Raw genomic sequence first — 21,707 nt, 5'->3', positions numbered from 1 at the left:
GGGTGAGTCTTGACGACAACGAGCTGCCCCAGACCGAGGACGAGTGGCGGGTCCGGTTGACCCCCGAGGAGTTCCACGTGCTGCGGGAGGCCGGCACCGAACGCGCGTGGACCGGCGAGTACGTGGACACCAAGACGGCCGGCGTCTACAACTGCCGCGCCTGCGGGCTCGAACTCTTCTCCAGCGACACGAAGTTCGACTCGCACTGCGGGTGGCCGAGCTTCGACGACGCCATCCCGGGCCGGGTCAAGGAGATCGAGGACCGCAGCATGGGCATGGCCCGTACGGAGATCCGCTGCGCCCGCTGCAACAGCCACCTCGGGCACGTCTTCCACGGCGAGGGCTTTACGCCGAAGGACACCCGGCACTGCGTCAACTCGGTCTCCATCCGGCTGGAACCCCGCTGACCTGAGCCGCCTCCGCGTGGCGGGAGGTGCGCCAGCGGCGTACCCCGATCACCGTCGCGCGGCCGGCGGCATGGTCAGCAGCCCGACCTCGGCGGTCCGGGACTGCTCGATCCGCCGGGCCAGGTCGCGTACCCGCTCGTTGCGTCCGACGTCGACCTGGGCTCGGGCCAGGTCGGCCGCCGCCCGCTGGTGGTCGGCGAGCACCTCGCGCAGCACCCGGTCGACGTCGGCGTCCGGCGCGGCCCGCAGGCGGTCGAGCGCGGCGTCATCCCCGTGCCCGGCGTGGTGGTGTGTGGCCGCGCTGGCACCCGGCCCCGCCGTGGGCAGCCAGCCGCGCATGGCGGACAACTCGTCGGCCTCGGTCGCCTCGATGGCGGCGGCCAGGGTGCGCAGCGCGTCGTCGCGCACCCGGTCCCGGGCCAGCCGGACGATCTGCAGGGTGCGCTCACTGTGGCCGACCATCGTGCTCAGGAACACCACGTCGATGCCGCTCATCGAGTCCCCGGCGGGCGCCGACCCGTTCGGGGACTCGACAGCCGAGGGCGGCACGGCCGACGGGGTCACCGCGGGTGGCCCGGCGCAGGCGGCGGTGAGCAGGAGCGCGGTGAGCAGGGGCGCCAGCAGGGTTCGGCGGGTCATGCCGGGTGCTCCGATCAGCGAGGATGGCGCACGGGTGCGACCGGGGGCCGCACCCGTGCGGTCAGACCTGACTCCAGAGCGCCGGCACGTTCGGCGGCTCCCATCCGGGGATCGCGGTGTGCGCCTGCCGGCAGCGGTACGTCCTACCGCCGTAGGTGACCTGGTCGCCGATCTGGTACGCCCGGCCGGCCGTCCAGCTGCCACCCGGCGCCGGCGGAGTGGTCGGTGTGGCGGTCGGGGTGGGCCGCGGGGTGGGTGAGGCGGTCGGGGTGGGGCTGGGCGTCGGCCCGCCGCCGCCACCGATCTGCACATCGATGCAGGAGTAGAAGGCGTTCGCGGTGTCGGAGATGTTCCACACCGCGAGGATCTTCTGCCGGCCCGAGAAGCTGCCGAGGTTGACGTTGTGCGAGACGGTGGCGCCCGGCTGCTGCCCGTTGCCGTTGACCGAGGCGACCCGGGTGTTGCCGATCCAGTACTCCCAGTTGCTGGTCGCGTGCCGGGCGGTGTTCACCCAGGTGAACGTCAGCGAGCTGCCGACCGAGGTGGCCGGCCAGCCCCGGCTGTCGTCGTTGAGGACAGCGAAGTGGGCGATTCCGGCGTTGCAGCTGCGCAGACCCTTGGGGCCCTCGACGCTCTGCGGCTCGTACTTGATCTGCCCGCAGTCGGGCACCCGCCCCTGCGCGCAGAGCGCCTGCCGGCTCGGTGGGGCGGAGACGTAACCGTGCGCCTGCGCGGGCGCGGCGACGGTGAGGGTGGCGGCCACGGCGCCCGCCGCCACCAGCGGGACAGTGATTCTTCGACGCATCGGGGCACTCCTTCTCCAGGTCGGGTGGTGCCCCTCAAGGTAATTTAAACTTTGTTAACAGTAAAGACCCTTGTCGATAAAATACATCGATGGCGACGAGTTTTCTGTCAGAGCCGGAGCAGCCCGCCGCGGTCGTCGACCTGGTCGGCCGATTCGTCGTCGAGCCGCGGCTCAATCGGCCCACCGGGCGACACGCCGGAGCCGACACGCCGCACCGGCCGGTCGACTGGCGGCATTTCGCCCTTCACCGCCCCGTACTGGAGCAGTCTGGTAGCACATGTCCTGATACAGGAGGTTTTCCATGGCAACGTGCGAGGTCTGCGGCAACGACTACTGGATGGCGTTCGAGGTGCGTACGGTCAGCGGAGACGTGCACACCTTCGACTCGTTCGAGTGTGCGATCCACCGGATGGCACCGATCTGCGAACACTGCCAGATCAAGATCGTCGGGCACGGCGTCGAGGTCAACGGCCGGTTCTTCTGCTGCGCGCACTGCGCCCGCTCCGTCGAGGGCACCGAGGGTGCCGAGATCCGCGACGCCGTCGGCTCGCGACCCGCCTGACGCGGCCCTGCGGTACGGTCGTCCCCATGCGGCCGTTCCTGGGCGTCCTGCCCCCGCCGCGCTCCTGAACGGAGCGCCGCGCCTCCCGCCGACCGGTGCCTGACCCGGCTCGGCCATCTCGCCGTACGCGCTCCGTCGACGTCGTCCCCGTCAACGGCTCACCCTTCGGAGCGCACCCGTGTCCACGTCCCGTACCGCGCCGCCGGCCGCCCCGGCCCCGGCCGTCGCCCAGGCCCGCACCGGCCTGATCCAGATCACCGTCACCGGAGTGCTGTGGGGCACCACCGGCGTGGCGGTGCAGCTCCTGCGCGAGAGCACCGGGCTCAGCCCGGTCAGCATCGGCTTCCACCGCCTCGCGATCGCCGCGCTCGTCCTGCTGGCGTGCACCGCCGGCCGACTTGGCGCGATCCTCGTCGCCCTGCGCGCGGCGCCGGTTCCGCTGCTGCTGACCGGAATCGGCCTCGGCCTCTACCAGGCGCTCTACTTCGCCGCCGTGGCACTGGCCGGAGTCGGCGTGGCCACCGTGGTCAGCCTGGGCTTGGCCCCGGTGCTCGCCGCGGCCTGGGAGTCGGTGCGCGCCCGGCGGCTCCCCGGTCCGCTGCGGCTCGGCACGCTGATCGCCGCCGTCGCCGGCCTCGCCCTGATCGCCGGCGCCACCGCGGAACCCACCGGGGCAGCGCCCGCACCGCTGCTCGGCCTGCTCGCGGCGGCCGGGTCCGGCCTCGGGTACGCGGTGACCACCCTGATCAGCCGGCAGGTGTCGCAGCGCGCCGCGCCGATGACGCTGACCACCATCTCCACCACCGTCGGTGCGCTGACGCTGGCGCCGTTCGCGCTGGTCGCCGGGATCGGCGTACCGGTGCGCGTCGACACCGTGGCGCTGCTGCTGCACCTCGGCGTGGTCACCACCGCGGTGGCGTACGCGCTGTTCTACGCCGGACTGCGCACCACCTCCGGCAGCGTCGCCGCCGTACTGACCCTGCTCGAACCGCTGACCGCGGCGGCGCTGGCCGTGGTGCTGCTGCACGAGCCACTGCCGCTGCCGGTGATCGTCGGCGGTGCGCTGCTGCTCACCGCCGTGGCCGCCACCTATCTCACCCCCGCCCGCCCCGACAGACCGTGACCCGGCCCGGCCGGGCGGGGACGCACCGGAACCCGCCCGGCCGGACGGCCTACCATCGGTGCGTGCCCCAGCAGACCACCGAGGTCCGGACGGCCTCGTTCGCCGACCTGAACGCCCGCACCTTCCACGACCTGCTCAAGCTGCGCATCGACGTGTTCGTGGTGGAGCAGCACTGCCCGTACCCGGAGCTGGACGGGCGGGACGTGGAACCGGGCACCCGCCACCTCTGGCTGACCGACGGCGGCGCGCCGCTGGCGTACCTGCGAATCCTGGCCGACCCGGACGGCACCGCCCGGATCGGTCGGGTGGTGGTGGCCCCGGCGGCGCGCGGCGGTGGCCACGCCGGCCGGCTGATGGCCACGGCGCTGGAGGTGGTGGGCAACCGGGCCTGCGTGCTGGACGCGCAGTCGCACCTGGTCGCCTTCTACACCCGGCACGGCTTCGCGGTCAGCGGCCCGGAGTACGTCGAGGACGGCATCCCGCACACCCCGATGCGCCGCGAAGCCATTGACGTCTGACGATCTGCCTGGCATCGTGCCGGGTAGAGCCATCGCGGGAGCCTGCGAGTAGGCACGGGAGCGGGCATCTCCCGGCAGTCCGGGTGTCGTCGTCCGACCTCATCCCCCCGGGGGCTCCATGTCCACTCTCGTCCGATCACCACGCATGCTCTGGCTGCTCGCCATCGCGGCGGCCGCCACGCTCCTGCTGTCCACCGCACTGACCACCGCGCTGGTCCGCCCCGCCTCGGCGCACGGCTCGGTCGTCGACCCGGCCTCGCGCAACTACGGCTGCTGGCAACGCTGGGGCAGCGACTTCCAGAATCCCCGGATGGCCACCGAGGACCCGATGTGCTGGCAGGCCTGGCAGGCCGACCCGAACGCCATGTGGAACTGGAACGGCCTGTTCCGCGAGGGTGTGGCCGGCAACCATCAGGGCGCCATCCCCAACGGGCAACTGTGCAGCGGCGGGCGCACGTCCAGCGGCCGCTACAACGCCCTGGACACCGTCGGCGCCTGGAAGACCACCGCGGTGTCGAGCAACTTCCGGGTCCGCTTCTTCGACCAGGCCAGCCACGGCGCCGACTACATCCGGGTGTACGTGACCCGGCAGGGCTTCAACCCGCTGACCGAGCCGCTCGGCTGGGACGACCTGGAGTTGACCGGCCAGATCGGCAACACCCCGGCGTCGCAGTGGAAGCAGGAGACCGGCGGCGTCTCCATCGAGATCCCGGCCAACGCGCCGGGCCGCACCGGTCGGCACATCGTCTACACCATCTGGCAGGCCAGCCACCTGGACCAGTCGTACTACCTGTGCAGCGACGTCGACTTCTCCGGCGGAACGGGCACCCCGCCGCCCACCACCCCGCCGCCCACCACCCCGCCGCCCACCACTCCCCCGCCCACCACGCCTCCGCCGACCACTCCGCCGCCGGCCGGGGCCTGCACGGCGACGTACCAGGTCACCGGCCAGTGGGCCGGCGGCTTCCAGGCCGAGGTCCGGGTGACCGCGGGCGGCTCACCCACCCAGGGCTGGTCGGTGAGCTGGAACTACGCCAACGGCCAGCAGGTCAGCTCGTCGTGGAACACCACCATCAACACCAGCGGCACGCTGGTCACCGCCCGCAACGTCGGCTACAACGGCACTCTCGCCGCCGGAGCGAGCACCACCTTCGGTCTGCTCGGCTCGTGGAACGGCAGCAACCCCGCCCCACTGGTCTCCTGCACGACGACCAGTTGACCCCGACCGGCGCCGCACCCGCGCGGGGGTGCGGCGCCGGCCGGCGGGAAATCCGGTGGTGCGGGACGCCGGCCCCCGGCACGATCCCCACATGATCGAGACAAGGGTGCTCACCCCCGACGACTGGCCGACCTGGCGCGAGCTGCGGCTGGCCGCCCTCACCGAGGCGCCGGACGCGTTCGGCTCCCGGCTGGCCGACTGGCAGGGCGACGGCGACCGTGCGGAGCGCTGGCGCGACCGGCTGACCATCCCCGGCTCGCACAACCTCGTGGCCGTCCTGGGCGGACGGCCGGTCGGGATGGCCAGCGGCGTACCCACGCCAGACCCGCTCGTCATGGAGCTGATCTCGATGTGGGTGCACCCCGAGGCGCGCGGTCGGAAGGTCGGCCACCTCCTGGTGGACGCGGTGGCGGACTGGGCCCGCGAGAGCGGCGCCGACCGGCTACGCCTCAGCGTCATGCCGGACAACGCGGCGGCGAAGGCCCTCTACGTGCGCGCCGGCTTCGGCCGCACCGACGAACTCGGCGACCTCCTGTCCGACGGCGTACGCCGCGAACAGGTCATGCTCCGCCCGCTCTGACCCGCGCCCGGCGGGGATCAGACCAGGCAGTCGACGATCTCGGCGATCGAGCGGCGGCGGCCGGTGTAGAAGGGGACTTCCTCGCGGACGTGGCGGCGGGCGCCGGAGGCGCGGAGGTCGCGCATCAGGTCGACGATCCGGTGCAGCTCGTCGGCCTCGAAGGCGAGCATCCACTCGTAGTCGCCCAGCGCGAACGAGGCGACCGTGTTGGCCCGCACGTCCGGGTAGCCGCGAGCCATCTTCCCGTGCTCGGCCAGCATCTCGCGCCGCTCGGCGTCCGGCAGCAGGTACCACTCGTAGGAGCGGACGAACGGGTACACGCAGATGTAGGGGCGGGCCTCCTCGCCGCCCAGGAACGCCGGGATGTGGCTCTTGTTGAACTCCGCCGGCCGGTGCAGCGCCATCTGCGACCAGACCGGGGTGAGCGCCCGGCCCAGGGTGGTGCGGCGGAACCGCAGGTACGCGTCCTGCAGCGCGTCGCTGGAGGCGGAGTGCCACCAGATCATCACGTCCGCGTCGGCGCGCAGCCCGGATACGTCGTACACGCCCCGGATCACCACGTCCTTGCCGGCCAGCTCCTCGAAGAGGGACTCGACCTCGCCGGTGACGTTGTCTCGCAGCGACGGCAACGGTGCGCTGGCTCGGAACACCGACCACATGGTGTAGCGGATGCTGTCGTTCAGCTCCCGCAACCGGGCCGCGTTGGTCTGCTCGGTCATCTCGCCGATCCTCCCAGTGCTGTGATGATCTCGTCGGCCGCCGTCTCGCCGGAGCGGACGCAGACCGGTATGCCGACCCCGTCGTAGCCGGCGCCGGCGAGGACGAGGGTGGGGTGCGCGGCCCGCAACGCCGTCCGCGCGGCGGCGACCCGGTCGGCGTGCCCCGGGGTGTACTGGGGCAGCGCCCCGCCCCACCGCTGCACGTGCCCGTCGACCGGGGCGGGCAGCGGGGTGCCGAGCACCGCCGAGAGCTCCCGATGCACGGTGGCGGCCAGGTCCGCGTCGGGGCGCTGGAGATGCGCCTCCTCGCCGTACCGACCCACCGAGGCACGCACCAGCGCCAGCCCGTCCGGCCGGCGCAGGTGCCCCCACTTGGTGGTGAAGAAGGTGGCCGCCTTGATCAGCAGGCCCTCGGTGCTCGGCACCAGGAAGCCGGACAGCTCGGGCAGCCGTGGCTGCGGCAGCGCCAGGGTGACCAGCGCGACGCTGGCGTAGTCCAACTCGCCGACGCCTGCGGCGACCACCGGGGCGGGGCCGGCGAGCAGGCGGGCCGCCGGCCGGGCCGGTACCGCCAGCACCACGGCGTCCACCTCGACCAGCTCCGGGTCCCGGGTCGGGCCGACCGTGAGCCGCCAGCCCGTGTCGGTCGGGGTCAGCTCGCGGACCGCGGCGTCCCGCCGAACCGTCGCGCCGCTGGCCGTCGCCGCCGCCTCGACCAGGCTGCTCAGCCCGTTGGCCAGAGTGCCGAAGACCGGGACGCCGGGGGCGCGCGGCGACGCGGCCTGCGCCGCCCGGACCGCGCCCACCAGGGTGTGCTCCACCCGGGCCGCGCGGGCCAGCGCCGGCATGGTGGTGACCAGGGAGAGGTTGTCGGCGCGGCCGGCATACACGCCGCCCAGCATCGGGTCGACCAGCCGGTCGACCACCTCGTCGCCGAAGCGGGAGCGGACCAGCGCACCCACCGAGACGTCCACGTCCGGTGCGACCAGCGGTCGGCCGCCGTCGGTGTCGGCGTCCGCGGCCGGGCGGGCGACCGCGGCCACCTTGTCCAGATCCCCGGGTACGCCCACCAGCGTGCCGCCCGGGACAGGGCGCAGCCCCCCGTCGACGACCAACGCGGCCTGCCCGACCGTGGGGTGCACGATCTCCTCGGCCATTCCGAGCCGGCGGATCAGGGCCACCGCGGCGGACTCGGCACCGGTCGGGTCGCGCATCAGGAACGACTCGGCGCCGAACTCCACCGGCTGGCCGGCCAGCTCGCCGGTACGCAGCTTGCCGCCCAGCGCGCCGGACTGCTCGTACACCAAGATCTCGGTGCCGGCCGGGGCGCTCTCGCGCAACCGGGCCGCGGCGGCCAGCCCGGCGATTCCGCCGCCGACCACCGCCACCCGCCAAGGCTGCCGCATCGCGTGTCAGCCCTGGTCGGTCCGGCGGCTGGACAGCTCGTGCACCAGCGCCACCACCCGCGTCAGCACGTCGGGGTCGGTCTCCGGCAGCACCCCGTGGCCGAGGTTGAACACGTGCCCGGGGGCCGCCCTGCCCTGGTCCAGAATCCGGCGTACCTCGGTCTCCACGACCGGCCACGGCGCGAACAGCACGGCCGGGTCCAGGTTGCCCTGCACCGCCTTGTCCGGGCCGATCCGGCCGGTGGCCACGTCCAGCGGGGTCCGCCAGTCGACGCCGACGACGTCCGCGCCGGCCTCGCCCATCGCGCCGAGCAGCTCAGCGGTGCCAACCCCGAAGTGGATCCGCGGCACCCCGGCGTCGACCAGCCCGCTCAGCACGGCCGTCGAGTGCGGCAGCACGTAGCGCCGGTAGTCGGCCTCGGAGAGCGCACCGGCCCACGAGTCGAACAGTTGCACGGCGGAGACCCCGGCCTCGATCTGCACCCGGAGGAAGGCCAGAGTCACCTCGGCCAGCCGGCCGCAGAGCGCGTGCCACAGCTCCGGATCGCCGTACATCATGGCCTTGGTCTTGGCGTGGGTCCGTGACGGACCCCCCTCGACCAGGTAGCTGGCCAGGGTGAACGGCGCGCCGGCGAAGCCGATCAGCGGGGTGTCGCCCAGCTCGATCACGAGTTGCCGGACGGCCTCGTCCACGTACGGCACGTCGTCGCGGGTGATCGGGCGAACCCGCTCCACGTCGGCGGCGGTGCGGATCGGCTCGGCGACCACCGGGCCGGTGCCCGGCACGATGTCCAGGTCGACCCCGGCCGCGGCGACCGGCACCACGATGTCGCTGAACAGGATGGCCGCGTCCACCCCGTGCCGGCGTACCGGCTGGAGGGTGATCTCGGTGACCAGCTCAGGGCGACGGCAGGATTCCAGCATCGGCACGCTCGCCCGGATCTCCCGGTACTCCGGCAGTGAGCGGCCAGCCTGGCGCATGAACCAGACCGGGGTGTGCGGGCCGGGCCGCCGCCGGCAGGCCCGAATGAAGGGCGAGTCGGCCGGTCCGCCGGCGCGCTGTTCTCCGTCTCGGGCGGCAGTGCCCGTGGTGTCCGTGCTCATCGCCGCAATCGTGCCACGGCCCCCACCCTCTCCCCGCCTGGGGTGAAAGGAAGAACACGTTGCTGACATCGCGCGGCGGGCCGAGCGGCTCGGATCGCGGGCCGGGATGGCTGGGACCAGCGAACGGGAACGGCGGCCGGATCGGGCGTCGGCGCGCCGCCGAAGCGGGTGGGCGGGCGGCGGCATAGGCTGCCGGCATGGCCCCCCCGATCGCGCTCCCGGAGACCTTCGCCCGCGCGGTCGCCGGGCTGCGGGCGGCGGCGCCCCGGCCGGAGATCACGCTGGAGGAGGTCGGCGCTCCCCAGCGGCTGGCCCCGTACGCGTTCGCGCTCTCCGCGACGGTGCTGCGCGACGGCGACGAGGTGGCCACCGGCCGGCTGATCCTGCTGCACGACCCGGTCGGGCACGAGGCGTGGCAGGGCACCCTGCGACTGGTCACCTACGTGACCGCCGAGTTGGAGGTCGACCTGGCCGCCGACCCGCTGCTGCCCGGGGTCGGCTGGACCTGGCTGACCGACGCGCTGGACGCCCACGACGCCGGCCACCGGGCGATCGGGGGGACGGTCACCCAGACCATGTCGACCCGGTTCGGCGACCTGGCCGGCCCGCCGACCGCCGGTGACATCGAGATCCGCGCCTCCTGGACGCCGGTCGACGACGACCTGACCCCGCACCTGCTCGGCTGGTGCGCGCTGCTCGCCTCCACGGCAGGGCTGCCCCCGCCCGGGGTGACGGCCCTGTCCGACCGCCGCCCCGCCGGCGCGGCCTGAGCCGCAGGCAGCCGCCACCCACCACCTCCGGGCCGATCATGGGGTCGTGGTGGGCGGGATGCCCCTCACTGCGGCATTCGCAGGGCACCACAACCCCATGATCGACCAGGTTGGTGCGGCTGTCAGAGGTAGTTCTCCGCCTCGTCGCAGACCTTGTCCAGGCCCTTCATCGCCGCGTCGTAGGCGCTCTTGTTGCCGGCCGCCGCCGCACCGAGCGCGGTGGTCAGCTTGTCCAGGCAGCTGGCGATGACCTTCTTCTGCCGGGCCTGCTCGTCGCGGTCGTTGCGGGTCCCGGTCAGGTCCTGCTCGGTGTTGTCGAGCTTGTCCTGCATGGTCTGCAGGTCGGACTTGAGCTTGGTGATCTCCGTGGTGTTGGCCGCGATGGTGCCGTCCCGCTCGCTGACCTGACCGGTGAGCCGCTTCTCCGTGCGGTTCAGCTCACCGTTCTTGGTCACGTACAGACCGGTCATCACCCCACTGACGACGAAGAGCAGCGCGGCCACCAGGGCCAGCACCAGTACCGCGCGACCCCGGCCGCCCGCCGGTGCCCCGGCCGGGCCGTACGGCGGTGCCATTCCGGGCGGCGCGGACATCGGCTGCCCATACGCCGGACCAGAAACCGGCGGCGCCGACATCGGCTGCCCATACGCCGGACCGGAAACCGGCGGCGCCGACATCGGCTGCCCGTACGCCGGACCAGAAACCGGCGGCGCCGACATCGGCTGGCCGTACGCCGGACCGGAGACCGGCGGCGCGGACATCGGCTGCCCGTACGCCGGACCAGAAACCGGCGGCGCCGACATCGGCTGGCCGTACGCCGGACCGGAGACCGGCGGCGCGGACATCGGCTGCCCGTACGTTGAACCGGAGACCGGCGGCGCCGACATCGGCTGTCCGTGCGGCGGCGCGGAGACCTGTCCGGCGTACGGCGGGGCGCTCGCCGGGTAGGTGGGTGCGGCCTGCGGGACGCCGTACTGCGGCGGTACGGGCTGGGCGGTGCCGTACTGCGGCGTGGCCTGCCCGGAGGCGTACTGCTGCGGCGTGGCCTGCCCGGGGGCGTACTGCTGCGGCGTGGGCTGGACCGGCGCGTACGGCTGCTGCTGCGGCGCGGGCTGACCGGCCTGGTATCGCGCGGTCGGGTCGGCGGCAGTCGGCTGCGGCACGGCTGGGTGCGGCACGGTCGGGTGCGGCACGGTCGGGCCGGCGGCGCGCGGGCCGGCGGCGTACGACACGGTCTGGTCGGCGGCGGACGGCGGCTGATCCGGGCCGGCCGACGGCGTCGGGAAACCTTCCGGCCCGGTCGGTGGCTGGGACATCGTTATTCCTCCAGGTGAGCTGGTCCCGCGCCGGTAGGCGCGACGGACCGGGGTGCAGCGGCGAGATTCGGCCGGGTCCGGGGACCTGGGCGGGATCGGAGAGGGCCGGCGGTGGCCCTGGATGACGAGAGCGACCCGGCGACGTGGCCGGGCCACCGGTTCAGCAGATCTTGAAACCGTCGCAGGCGACCTTGATCGGTACGGCCAGCCCGATGCCCTCGGCGTCGCGAGCCTTGGCGGTGGCGATGCCGACCACCTGCTTGCTGCCGTTGACCACCGGCCCGCCGGAGTTACCCGGGTTGATCGGGGCATCGAACTGGATGGCCGGCCCGGAGCTGCCCTGAGCGTCGCGCAGCGCGCTCACCACACCGGTCGTGACGCTGTCCTCCAGGCCGAGCGGAGCGCCGACGACGACGATCTGCTGGCCGGACTTCACCGCGGCGGACGCGGTGACCAGGCCGGTGAACTTGCCGCTGGCACGCAGCTGCGCCACATCGTTGGTCTTGTCGACCTTGACGATGGTGGCCGGGAAGCGCTGGTCGGTGCGCTCCAGGAAGACCTGGCGTCCGCCACCGTCCCAGACGGCCTCGACGACGTGGAAGTTGGTGAACAGGTTGGTCCCGCCACCGGTGGCCGGCTTACCGACCGCGAACGCGCTGCCGGTGAACTGACCGGCCCGGACCCGGAACACACTGGGCAGCACCGCGCTGGCCACCGCCTCCGGGTTGAACGCGGCACCGGCCTGCTTCTCCAGTGCCTCCGCGCGCTTCTCCAGGTCGTCGAGGCGGGTGCCGTCGCCGTCCTGGGCCTGCGCCAGGCGCTGGTCGGTGTCGCTGAGCCGATCGCCGAGCCGATCGAGCTGGTACGCCTGTAACCCGGCCACCAGGGCCAGCACCACGACGGTCAGCGTGGCGAGCAGGACCGGCCAGCGACGGCGGCTGGGCCGGGCGGCCGGCGGCGGGGCGGCACCCGGCCAGCCGGGCTGCGCGGGACCACCCGGGTAACCCGCGGTGGCGAACGGCGGGGCGCTGGCCGGGTCGCCGAGCGGTGGGTACCCGCCGCCCGGGAAGCTCGGCCCGGGCGCCCCGGGGAGGCCCTGTCCGGGCGCTCCGGGGACGCTCGGCCCGACGGCCGGCGGATAGCCGACGGCGCCGGTGGCCGACGGTGGTGCGCTCGTGCCGTAGGTCGGGGCGGCGCCCGGGGTGGCTCCGCCGTACGGGCCGGCCGGCGTCGTGCCGTACGGCGTCGGCGACGTGCCCGGGGGTGCCACAGAAGCGGTGCCGTAGTGCGCGGCCGGGGCAGTGCCCGGGGTGGTGCCGTGCGGAGCCGGCGCGGAGCCCCACTGCCCGTTGTTGGGTGGAGCGGCCCAGCCGGTGCGGGGAGCCGGGACGGTCAGGGACGGATCGGTACCGCCGGTCGGGGTGGCGGAGAAGGGCGACCCGGGGTACGGCTCGATGCGCGGTGGCAACGGTCCCGGCCGTTCGGCCCCGGGCATCGTTCCACCCGCGCCGTCAGGCTCGGCGCCCGCCGCTCGCCCGTCCCCCGAACCGTAGCCAGCCGTCATGATCGTCTTGCCTTCCCGTGGTGTCCCCGTGCCGCCATCGACCCGCGTGTCACAAGATCGGGACCGGCGGCTCGATGGACCGTACCTGCGTCAAAGGGCTTTGTCTCCCCCGATGTCCGGCATCCGAAAGGACACCTTGTGGACACCCAACCGACACGCAGCCGACCGGCTGCACCCGCCGGATCACCGCGCGCACTAGGGTTGGCAGGTGACCGACGAACCACCCCTGCGCCGTCGGCCCACCGAAGAACTCCCGGGAAACGCACCCCACCACCCGCCGCCGGCCCAGCCGCAGCCGGCGGGCGAGGGGACCGACCCGACCGACGGTGGGCCCGTTCCGCTGATCGCCCCGCGTGACGGCACCCCCGATCCGGTGGCCGCGCCGGCTGAGCTCGCCGAGGTCGTGGCCCGTTTCGCCGCGGGCACCGGCCCGGTCGCCCTGGATGCCGAGAGGGCCTCCGGGTACCGCTACAGCCAGCGCGCCTACCTTGTGCAGCTCCGGCGGGCCGGTGCGGGTACGGCGCTGATCGACCCTCTGCCGCTGCCCGACCTCAGCGCGCTGGACGCGGTGATCGGCGAGGCCGAGTGGGTGCTCCACGCGGCCAGCCAGGATCTGCCCTGCCTGGCCGAGGTGGGGCTGCGCCCGCGACGCCTGTTCGACACGGAACTGGCCGCTCGGCTGGCCGGATTCGAGCGGGTCGGCCTGGCCGCGCTGACCGAGCAGCTACTCGGGTTCACTCTGGAGAAGCACCACTCGGCGGCTGACTGGTCGAGCCGGCCGCTGCCCGAGTCGTGGCTGACCTACGCCGCCCTCGACGTGGAGCTGCTCACCGACCTCCGTGACGCGCTCGACGCCGAGTTGGCCCGGCAGGGCAAGTCGGAGTGGGCCGCGGAGGAGTTCGCCGCGCTGGTCCGTACCGGGGCACGCCCGCCCCGGGTCCGCGCGGAGCCCTGGCGGCGTACCTCCGGCATCCATCGGTTGCGCGGCGCGCGGGCCCAGGCCCGGGTCCGCTCGATGTGGTACGCCCGGGACCAGATCGCGTCCCGACGGGACGCCGCACCCGGTCGCGTGCTGCCCGACTCGGCGATCATCGCCGCCGCCGAGCTGGACCCGAAGGACGAGAAGACCCTGCTGACGCTGCCCGGTTTCGGCGGCCGGTCGGTACGCCGGCTGGCCCGCACCTGGCTGACCGCACTCGACGACGCCCGGCAACTGCCGGACGATGCGCTGCCGGTCACCCCGGCGGTGGAGGGTCCGCCCCCGCCGCACCGGTGGGCCGAGCGGGACCCGGTGGCCGCCGGTCGGCTGGCCCGTTGCCGGGAGGTCGTGGTCCGCATCGCCACTGAGCACAACCTGCCTCCGGAAAATCTGATCACCCCGGATTCGGTCCGCCGGCTGGCCTGGACCCCGCCGGAGGAGGTCACCGAGGAGACCGTGGCGGAGACCCTGCGCGGCTTCAACGCCCGCGAATGGCAGATCGCCCTTCTCATCCCCCACCTGACCCCGGCCCTGACCCCGGAACCCTCCACCCCTCCCGTCCCCTGACCCACCTCCACCGCAGTTGATCATGAAGTTGTTGCCATCGGGCCGGCGTGTCCCGACAACAACTTCATGATCGACCGGGCTGGGCGTTCGTGGTCGGTGTGGGGTGGGCCACAACGGGGGGTGCGGACGGGGTTGGTTACTGGCGAGTAGCATTCGGTGGAACGTGCCCGTGTCGGCTAGGAGGCTCAAGTGCCCCGTGAAGTTCGGGATGTCGTCTTCGTCGACGGCGTCCGTACCCCGTTCGGCAAGGCGGGTGGCATGTACGCCAACACCCGCGCCGATGATCTGGTGATCCGCTGCATCCGAGAACTGCTGCGCCGCAACCCGCAGCTGCCGCCGGAGCGGGTCGAGGAGGTCGCCATCGCGGCCACCACCCAGATCGGCGACCAGGGCCTCACCATCGGGCGGACCGCCGCCCTGCTGGCGGGTCTACCCAAAACCGTTCCCGGCTTCGCCATCGACCGGATGTGCGCCGGTGCGATGACCGCGGTGACCACCGTGGCCAGCGGCATCGCCATGGGCGCGTACGACATCGCCATCGCCGGCGGCGTCGAGCACATGGGCCGCCACCCGATGGGTGAGGGCGTCGACCCCAACCCGCGCATCGTCGCGGAGAAGCTGGTCGACCCGTCCGCGCTGGTCATGGGCGCGACTGCGGAGAACCTGCACGACCTGGTCCCGCACATCACCAAGGCACGCACCGACGCGTTCGCGCTCGCCTCGCAGCAGAAGACCGCCAAGGCGTACGCCAACGGCAAGCTCCAGGACGACCTGGTGTCGATGTCCATCCGTGACGCGGAGGGCGGCTGGGGTCTGGCCACCGTCGACGAGGCCCCCCGGGACACGTCGCTGGAGAAGCTCGGCACCCTGAAGACCCCGTTCCGCCCGCACGGCAAGGTCACCGCGGGCAACGCGGCCGGCCTGAACGACGGCGCCACCGCGAGCCTGCTCGCCTCCGAGGACGTCGCTCGCGAGCTGGGCCTGCCGGTCGCCATGCGGCTGGTGTCGTTCGGTTTCGTCGGCGTGGAGCCCGAGGTGATGGGCGTCGGCCCGATCCCGTCGACCGAGAAGGCGCTGCGCATCGCCGGGCTCAGCATCGACGACATCGGCCTGTTCGAGCTGAACGAGGCCTTCGCCGTGCAGGTGCTCGCCTTCCTCGACCACTTCGGTATCGCCGACGACGACCCGCGGGTCAACCCGTGGGGCGGTGCCATCGCCATCGGTCACCCGCTCGCCTCCTCCGGCGTACGGCTGATGACCCAGCTGGCCCGCCAGTTCGCCGAGCACCCCGAGGTCCGCTACGGCGTGACCGCCATGTGCATCGGCATCGGCATGGGCGGCACCGTGATCTGGGAGAACCCGCACTGGACGGAGGGCAACAAGTGAGCGCGCTCGCCGCACCGAACGAGGTCGTCACCAAGGCGCTGCTGCGCCAGGTGAACGTACCGGGGCTGGACCGGCCCGCCGCCCTGATCACGCTGGACAACGGCTTCGACCACACCAAGCCGAACACCTTCGGCCCGGGTGGGCTGACCAGCCTGAACGAGGCGATCACCGCCGCGCTGGCCGCCGACCCGGCGTTCATCGCGGTCACCGGCAAGCCGTACATCTTCTGCGTGGGCGCGGACATCGTCGGCCTGCCGCAGCTCGCCGACCGCGCGCAGGCGCTGGAGATCGGCCGGCTCGGCCACCGGGTCTTCGCCCGGCTGAAGGACAGCACCGTACCCACGTTCGCGTTCGTCAACGGCGCGGCGATGGGCGGCGGCCTGGAGCTGGCGCTGCACTGCCACTACCGGACGCTCTCCGGCGGCGCGGCGGCGCTCGCCCTGCCCGAGGTCTCCCTCGGTCTGGTCCCCGGCTGGGGCGGCACCCAGCTGCTGCCGAACCTGATCGGCATCCCCGCCGCCACCCAGGTGATCATCCAGAACCCGCTGATGCAGAACAAGATGCTCAAGCCGAAGCAGGCCGCCGAGCTGGGCATCGCGGACGTGCTGCTGGAGCCGGCCGACTTCCTGGAGCGTTCCCTGGAATGGGCCGCCGGCGTGGTGCGCGGCCAGGTCACCGTGACCCGGCCCGAGGTTGACAAGGACATGTGGGCGGGCGTGCTCTACTTCGCCCGGGAGACCCTCAATCAGCGGCTGCACGGCGCGGTCCCGGCCGCGTACAAGGCGCTGGACCTGCTGGAGACGGCGAAGGACGCCGACTTCGCCGCCGGCACCGCCGCCGAGGACGAGGCCCTCGCGGACCTGATCTTCTCCGAGGAGCTGCGCAGCGGCCTGTACGCCTTCGACCTGGTGCAGCGGCGGGCCAAGCGCCCGGCCGGGGCGCCGGACAAGGGCCTGGCCCGACCGGTCACCAAGGTCGGCATCGTCGGCGCCGGCCTGATGGCCAGCCAGCTCGCGCTGCTGTTCGCCCGTCGTCTCCAGGTGCCGGTGGTGATGACCGACCTGGACCAGTCCCGGGTGGACAAGGGCGTCGGCTACGTGCACACCCAGATCGAGAAGGCCGTCACCAAGGGCCGGATGGACAAGGGCACCGCCGCCAAGCTGTACGGCCTGGTCAGCGGCACGGTCGACAAGAGCTCCTTCGCCGACGCCGACTTCGTCATCGAGGCGGTCTTCGAGGACCTGGGCGTCAAGAAGCAGGTCTGGGCCGAGCTGGAAAAGATCGTCTCCCCGGAGGCGGTGCTCGCCACCAACACCAGCTCGCTCTCGATCAGCGAGATGGCCGCGGAGCTGGAGCATCCCGAGCGGGTGGTCGGCTTCCACTTCTTCAACCCGGTGGCGGTGCTGCCGCTGCTGGAGATCGTCCGCGGCGAGCGGACCGACGACGCCACCCTCGCGACCGCGTTCGCGGTCAGCAAGCAGCTGAAGAAGTCCTCGGTGCTGGTCAAGGACGCACCGGCGTTCGTGGTGAACCGGCTGCTCACCCGTTTCCTGGGCACCGTCTTCGCCGCCGTCGACGCCGGGACCCCGCTGGACGTGGCGAACAGCGCACTGGACCCGCTGGGCCTGCCGATGCGCCCGCTCGCCCTGCTTCAGCTGGTCGGGCCGGCCGTGGCGTACCACGTGGGTGGCACCCTGCACGCGGCGTACCCGGACCGGTTCGGTGTCAGCGAGAACCTCAAGCGGATCGCCGACTCGGGCCAGCCGATCGTGGTCGACGACCAGATCAACGACGAGGTCGCCAAGCTGCTCGTGGTCGGTGACCAGCCGCTGACGGCCGAGCAGGTACGGCAGAACGCGCTCGACGCGATGGCGCAGGAGATCCGGCTGATGCTGGACGAGGGCGTGGTCGCCGAGGCGCAGGACATCGACCTGTGCATGATCCTCGGTGCCGGCTGGCCGTTCCACCTGGGCGGCGTCACGCCGTACCTGGACCGGACCGGCACCAGCGAACGGGTCACCGGCCGCCGGTTCCTGCCGCGCGGGGCGGCGAGCCTGCCCGCCTGACCGATCACAGCACCACCGTCGCGGTGGTCGGACCGTCCCTCGTGGACTGGTCCGGCCACCGCGATCGCTTCTGCGCCAACGGATTGCTCGCGGACCCGAGCACCGACCGCCCGCAGGCGCGCAAACGGGCAGCGCAGGGCACGTGTGAAGGGGCAGCGGGCGGCCCCGCCACCGGGTTAAGATCACCCGCTTTGCCATCCCATCTTGGAGCTGACTGATGTCCCAGCCGCCGGCCACCCCCTACGGCCCGCCGCACAATTCCCCTCCCCCGCCGCACCAGCCGCAGCAGCCCGGTGGTTGGCCGCAGCAGCAGCAGCAGCCCGGTGGTTGGCCGCAGCAGCAGCAGCCCGGTGGTTGGCCGCAGCAGCAGCAGGGCTTCCCGCCCGCGCAGCCGGGTCAGCCGTACGGCGGCCCGAACCTGCCCGCCGGCCCGCCGCCGAAGAAGTCGAAGGCCGGCCGGATCGTGCTGATCGTGCTGGCCGTGGTGCTGGTGCTCTGCCTCGGCGGAGCGGCGATCACCTGGTTCGCCGTCAAGGACGAGGTGGGCGACGTCGTCGATGCCACCAACACCCGGGTGTCCGCACCGGCCACCCTCGCCGGCCGACCGAAGAACACCGACCCGCAGTTGCAGAGCGTCGCCGACGCGATGGTCGCCGAGATGAAGACGACGGCGCAGAACGAGACCAGCGCCGTCGGCGCCTTCTACGGCGACCCGGCCAAGCAGGACCTCTTCATGATCGCCGCCGCGTCCGGGCTGATGACGGACCCGAAGAAGGAGCTGGACGACGCGGTGGCCGGGCTCTCCAGCGAGCTGGGCATGGCCTCCATGGCGACGGTCGAGCCCGGGCCGCTCGGCGGTGACGCGCGCTGCGGCGACGGCAAGGCCAAGGACGTACCGGTGGGCATCTGTGTCTGGGCTGACCGGGGCAGCGTGGGCATGGTGATCATGTACTACAAGTCCGCCGCCCAGGTGAAGGCCGAGTTCGTCACCATCCGGGGGCAGGTCGAGCAGCGCTCCTGAGCCGTACCGACCGAAGCCCCGGCCACCTTCGGGCGGCCGGGGCTCCGTACGTCAGCGTCAGGCCGGTTCGCCGACTGCCGCGGCGGCCCGCGCCGCCGCTGCCGCCGCCCGCTCGGCCGGGTTACCGAGCACGCAGAACTCGTTGCCCTCCGGGTCGGCGAGCACCACCCAGCCCCCGCCGGTCGGGCCGACGTGATCGGCGACGTGGACCGCGCCGACGCCGAGCAACCGCTCGACCTCCTCGGCCCGGGTCCGGTCGGTGGGTTGCACGTCCAGGTGCAGCCGGTTCTTCACCGCCTTGTCCTCCGGCACGGCGATGAAGAGCACCTCCGGGCCACCAGGCGGCAGGAGCATCGCCTCCGGGTCGCCGGGGAAGTCGTCGGGCTGCCGGGGGCAGTCGAAGACCTGCGACCAGAAGCCGGCCAGCGCGTACGTGTCGTGACAGTCGATGCTGATGTTGTGAATCGTCGAACTCACGGTTGAGCCTCCAGAGAGGTGGCAGGGACACGCTCGCCGGCGCTGCGGACCACGCAGAACTCGTTCCCCTCCGGGTCGGCGAGCACCGCCCAACCCGTGCCGTCGGCCTGCCGTCGGTCGGCGACCATGCTGGCCCCGAGGCCGAGCACCCGCTCGATCTCCTCGTCCCTGGTCCGGTCGACGGGTTCCAGGCAGATGTGGAGCCGGTTCTTGGTCACCTTGTCTTCGGGCACCGCTTGGAAGAACAGGTTCGGGGTGGCGTCGTCCGGCGGCAGCAGGGCCGCCTCCGGATCACCGGGGGCGTCCTCGGAGTGCCGGGCGTATCCGAGCACGGCCGACCAGAAGCCGGCCAGGGCGTACGTGTCGTGACAGTCAAAACTGATGTTGCGGATCCGTGGATACACGGGTGTTCCCTCCGTGCTGAATGGGGACGCTCCGCCTCTGGGTGTCAGCCGAGAGAGACCCGGGGCGCGGAGCCAGTGTTGGTGGACATTCGACGCACCCCCCTTCGATCTCGAGCTGACGACGTGATCTTTCCATCCGGCGCGGACCGCCCGCAACCCGGTACGGGACGGGTCAGCCGCCGATGGCGGGCACCGGGCCGGTCACCGCCGGGGCGTCCGCCGACGGCAGGGTGACCGTCACCTCCAGGCCGCCGCCGGTCTGCGCGATGACCCGCACCGTGCCGCCGTGCGCCTGGCAGACTGCCCGGACGATGGACAGCCCCAGGCCCGAGCCGCGGGCCCCGGTCCGCTCCCGGCCGCCGCGCCGGAACGGCTCGAACAGCCCCGGCACGTCGACCTGGTCCACCTCGAAGCCGGTGTTCCCCACCACCAGCCAGGAGCGCTCGCCGTCCGAGCCGGTGCGCACCCAGAGTCGGCCGTGCAGGTGGTTGTAGCGGACCGCGTTCTCGATCAGGTTGCCGGCCAGCCGGTCGAGCAGCCCCGGGTCGCCGACCACCGGCGCGGACTCCAGCGAGGTCTGCACCCGCAGCCCGATCCGGTCCACCTCCCGGCGCATCGCCGACAGCGCGTTGGCCGTCCCGGTCGCCAGGTCACATTCGGTACGCCGACCGAGCCGCCGCCCGGCCTGCGCCTCGCTGCGGGCCAGCACCAGCAGCGCGTCCACCAGGCCGTTGGCCCGCTCGGAGGCGTCCCGGACCACGGTGGCCATCCGGCGGTACTCGGCCGCGTCCGCGTCGTCGTCGCTGAGCGTCACGTCGATCTCGGTCCGCATCACCGCGAGCGGGGTTCGCAGCTCGTGCGAGGCGTTGGCCACGAAGCGCTTCTGCGCCTCGAACGCGGACGCGATCCGGTCCAGCATGGCGTCGAACGTCTTGGCCAGCTCGGCCACCTCGTCGTCGGCGCCCGAGTAGCCGATCCGCTGGTCCAGGGTCGCCTCGCCGAGCCGCTGCGCCGTCGCGGTGACCTGGTGCAGTGGACGCAACGCCCGGCCGGCGACCGCGTACGCCCCGGCCACTCCCACGATGCTGATCGCCAGCAGCGCGACCAGGCCCTTGGCGAGCAGTTCCCCGGAGGCGGCGTCGACCAGTTGGTGCTGCCACTGGCCGGCGTCCAGCGACCGGCCGTCGGCCAGGACCACCGTGGTGCCGGGCAGCAGCTCGTCGGTGGGCCGTAGCGCGTCCCGGACGAGCAGCCAGGCCAGCAGCACCAGGATCGCTCCCGCGCCGACCAGCAGCACGCCATTGAGCAGGGTAAGCCGCAACCGCAGGGTGGGCCGCAACCGTGCCCGCCCCGTCATGCCCCCACCTCGGCGGTGCGGTAGCCCGCGCCGACCACCGTCTCGATCAGCGGTGGATCTCCGAGCTTCTTGCGCAGCGTCATCACGGTGACCCGGACGATCGTGGTGAACGGGTCGGTGTTGGCGTCCCACACCCGTTCCAGCAGTTCCTCGCTGGAGACCACCGCGCCGCGCGCCTTGAGCAGCTCGCTGAGCACCCCGAACTCCTTGTTGGTGAGGTCGACCGGCACACCGGCGCGGGTGGCGACCCGGCGGGCCGGGTCGAGCACCAGGTCGGCCAGTTCGAGCACCGGCGGCGCGGCCGGGGTGGCCCGCCGGCCCAGCGCCTGCACCCGGGCGACCAACTCGTCGAAGGCGAACGGTTTGGGCAGGTAGTCGTCCGCGCCGAGCTGCAACCCCTCCACCCGGTCGGCGACCGTGCCGCTCGCCGTCAGCATCAGCACCCGGGTCAGCGCGCCCGAGGCAGCCAGGTCCGCGCAGATCTGATCACCGTGCACGCCGGGCAGGTCGCGGTCCAGCACGACCACGTCGTACCGGGTGACGAACGCCGCCTCGTGGCCGGCATCGCCGTCGTAGGCCACGTCGACCGCCATCCCCCGCTTGCGCAACCCGCGCGCGATCGCGTCGGCGAGGTTGCGCTCGTCCTCCACCACCAGTACCCGCATCCCGGCCTCCTCGCTGCTGACCACCGACAACGTAGTGCCGGCCGGCAACCATC

General features: G+C 72.9%; 22 protein-coding genes. 11 read left to right on the top strand and 11 right to left on the bottom strand.

Annotated elements, in window-relative coordinates; genetic code table 11:
* The first annotated feature begins 2 nt into the window (after positions 1-2).
* Positions 3-407: a peptide-methionine (R)-S-oxide reductase MsrB gene (gene msrB, locus OG470_RS15695; protein ID WP_328424966.1), complete on the top strand. Its 405-nt coding sequence runs from the start codon at positions 3-5 to the stop codon at positions 405-407.
* Positions 408-455: 48 nt separating this feature from the next.
* Here msrB and OG470_RS15690 read toward each other — a convergent pair whose 3' ends face one another.
* Positions 456-1,046 (bottom strand): DUF305 domain-containing protein, encoded by a 591-nt coding sequence (locus OG470_RS15690; RefSeq protein WP_328424964.1) that lies wholly within the window; start codon positions 1,044-1,046, stop codon positions 456-458.
* A 61-nt stretch (positions 1,047-1,107) separates the two neighbouring features.
* Positions 1,108-1,851, bottom strand: coding sequence for a lytic polysaccharide monooxygenase (locus tag OG470_RS15685; RefSeq protein WP_328424962.1), 744 nt, complete (start codon positions 1,849-1,851; stop codon positions 1,108-1,110).
* 301 nt (positions 1,852-2,152) lie between these two features.
* On the opposite strand from OG470_RS15685, the gene OG470_RS15680 reads away from it, so the two are divergent.
* The 5 genes from OG470_RS15680 (at position 2,153) to OG470_RS15660 (ending at position 5,853) form a co-directional block, all read left to right on the top strand.
* A complete protein-coding gene (locus OG470_RS15680) occupies positions 2,153-2,413 on the top strand; it encodes a Prokaryotic metallothionein (RefSeq protein WP_328424960.1) in 261 nt (86 codons plus the stop codon).
* A gap of 178 nt (positions 2,414-2,591) precedes the next feature.
* The gene (locus OG470_RS15675; RefSeq protein WP_328424958.1) at positions 2,592-3,536 is read left to right on the top strand and encodes a DMT family transporter; all 945 of its coding nucleotides are present in this window, start codon (positions 2,592-2,594) and stop codon (positions 3,534-3,536) included.
* A 62-nt stretch (positions 3,537-3,598) separates the two neighbouring features.
* Complete coding sequence (locus OG470_RS15670; protein ID WP_328424956.1) at positions 3,599-4,054, top strand: GNAT family N-acetyltransferase; 456 nt, start codon at positions 3,599-3,601, stop codon at positions 4,052-4,054.
* Positions 4,055-4,172: 118 nt separating this feature from the next.
* Positions 4,173-5,273, top strand: coding sequence for a lytic polysaccharide monooxygenase auxiliary activity family 9 protein (locus OG470_RS15665; protein ID WP_442931134.1), 1,101 nt, complete (start codon positions 4,173-4,175; stop codon positions 5,271-5,273).
* Positions 5,274-5,364: 91 nt separating this feature from the next.
* On the top strand, positions 5,365-5,853 hold the full coding sequence (locus OG470_RS15660) for a GNAT family N-acetyltransferase (RefSeq protein ID WP_328424952.1): 489 nt from the start codon (positions 5,365-5,367) through the stop codon (positions 5,851-5,853).
* 17 nt (positions 5,854-5,870) lie between these two features.
* Here the strand turns inward: OG470_RS15660 and hemQ are convergent, their stop codons facing one another.
* From hemQ to hemE, 3 genes are read right to left on the bottom strand one after another with little or no spacing between them, the layout of a single operon-like run.
* Positions 5,871-6,572 (bottom strand): hydrogen peroxide-dependent heme synthase, encoded by a 702-nt coding sequence (gene hemQ, locus OG470_RS15655; protein ID WP_328424950.1) that lies wholly within the window; start codon positions 6,570-6,572, stop codon positions 5,871-5,873.
* Entirely contained in the window at positions 6,569-7,978 is a 1,410-nt protein-coding gene (gene hemG / locus OG470_RS15650; RefSeq protein ID WP_328424948.1) for a protoporphyrinogen oxidase, read from the bottom strand. Before hemG ends, hemQ begins: the two co-directional genes overlap by 4 nt.
* 6 nt (positions 7,979-7,984) lie before the next feature.
* Positions 7,985-9,082 (bottom strand): uroporphyrinogen decarboxylase, encoded by a 1,098-nt coding sequence (gene hemE / locus OG470_RS15645; protein ID WP_328424946.1) that lies wholly within the window; start codon positions 9,080-9,082, stop codon positions 7,985-7,987.
* Between the two features lie 197 nt (positions 9,083-9,279).
* On the opposite strand from hemE, the gene OG470_RS15640 reads away from it, so the two are divergent.
* The gene (locus OG470_RS15640) at positions 9,280-9,852 is read left to right on the top strand and encodes a DUF3000 domain-containing protein (RefSeq protein ID WP_328424944.1); all 573 of its coding nucleotides are present in this window, start codon (positions 9,280-9,282) and stop codon (positions 9,850-9,852) included.
* A 122-nt stretch (positions 9,853-9,974) separates the two neighbouring features.
* Here OG470_RS15640 and OG470_RS15635 read toward each other — a convergent pair whose 3' ends face one another.
* Positions 9,975-11,168, bottom strand: coding sequence for a hypothetical protein (locus tag OG470_RS15635; RefSeq protein WP_328424942.1), 1,194 nt, complete (start codon positions 11,166-11,168; stop codon positions 9,975-9,977).
* Between the two features lie 160 nt (positions 11,169-11,328).
* Positions 11,329-12,663, bottom strand: a complete 1,335-nt coding sequence (locus tag OG470_RS15630) for a trypsin-like peptidase domain-containing protein (RefSeq protein WP_442931133.1) — start codon at positions 12,661-12,663, stop codon at positions 11,329-11,331.
* A gap of 277 nt (positions 12,664-12,940) precedes the next feature.
* Between OG470_RS15630 and OG470_RS15625 the strand changes: the two genes are divergently transcribed.
* The 4 genes from OG470_RS15625 (at position 12,941) to OG470_RS15610 (ending at position 18,751) form a co-directional block, all read left to right on the top strand.
* Positions 12,941-14,278 (top strand): ribonuclease D, encoded by a 1,338-nt coding sequence (locus tag OG470_RS15625; RefSeq protein ID WP_328424938.1) that lies wholly within the window; start codon positions 12,941-12,943, stop codon positions 14,276-14,278.
* Positions 14,279-14,467: 189 nt separating this feature from the next.
* Positions 14,468-15,664: a thiolase family protein gene (locus OG470_RS15620; protein WP_328424936.1), complete on the top strand. Its 1,197-nt coding sequence runs from the start codon at positions 14,468-14,470 to the stop codon at positions 15,662-15,664.
* Positions 15,661-17,730: a 3-hydroxyacyl-CoA dehydrogenase NAD-binding domain-containing protein gene (locus OG470_RS15615; RefSeq protein WP_328424934.1), complete on the top strand. Its 2,070-nt coding sequence runs from the start codon at positions 15,661-15,663 to the stop codon at positions 17,728-17,730. Before OG470_RS15620 ends, OG470_RS15615 begins: the two co-directional genes overlap by 4 nt.
* A 217-nt stretch (positions 17,731-17,947) precedes the next feature.
* Complete coding sequence (locus OG470_RS15610; RefSeq protein ID WP_328424932.1) at positions 17,948-18,751, top strand: hypothetical protein; 804 nt, start codon at positions 17,948-17,950, stop codon at positions 18,749-18,751.
* Between the two features lie 57 nt (positions 18,752-18,808).
* On the opposite strand, the gene OG470_RS15605 is transcribed toward OG470_RS15610, so the two are convergent.
* From OG470_RS15605 to OG470_RS15590, 4 genes are all read right to left on the bottom strand, one after another.
* Complete coding sequence (locus OG470_RS15605; RefSeq protein ID WP_328424930.1) at positions 18,809-19,228, bottom strand: VOC family protein; 420 nt, start codon at positions 19,226-19,228, stop codon at positions 18,809-18,811.
* Positions 19,225-19,632 carry a VOC family protein gene (locus OG470_RS15600; protein WP_328424927.1) on the bottom strand — a complete coding sequence of 136 codons (408 nt, stop codon included), beginning with the start codon at positions 19,630-19,632 and terminating at the stop codon, positions 19,225-19,227. The genes OG470_RS15605 and OG470_RS15600 overlap by 4 nt, the downstream gene beginning before the upstream one ends.
* 172 nt (positions 19,633-19,804) lie before the next feature.
* On the bottom strand, positions 19,805-20,989 hold the full coding sequence (locus tag OG470_RS15595; protein ID WP_328424925.1) for a sensor histidine kinase: 1,185 nt from the start codon (positions 20,987-20,989) through the stop codon (positions 19,805-19,807).
* Positions 20,986-21,654 (bottom strand): response regulator transcription factor, encoded by a 669-nt coding sequence (locus tag OG470_RS15590; RefSeq protein WP_088951539.1) that lies wholly within the window; start codon positions 21,652-21,654, stop codon positions 20,986-20,988. The genes OG470_RS15595 and OG470_RS15590 overlap by 4 nt, the downstream gene beginning before the upstream one ends.
* Positions 21,655-21,707: the final 53 nt, after the last annotated feature.

Source organism: Micromonospora sp. NBC_00389, assembly GCF_036059255.1.
In the GTDB taxonomy this organism is placed as follows: Bacteria; Actinomycetota; Actinomycetes; order Mycobacteriales; family Micromonosporaceae; genus Micromonospora.
Note: the sequence above shows the minus strand (reverse complement) of the source record. Positions and strands in the feature narration are given on the sequence as shown.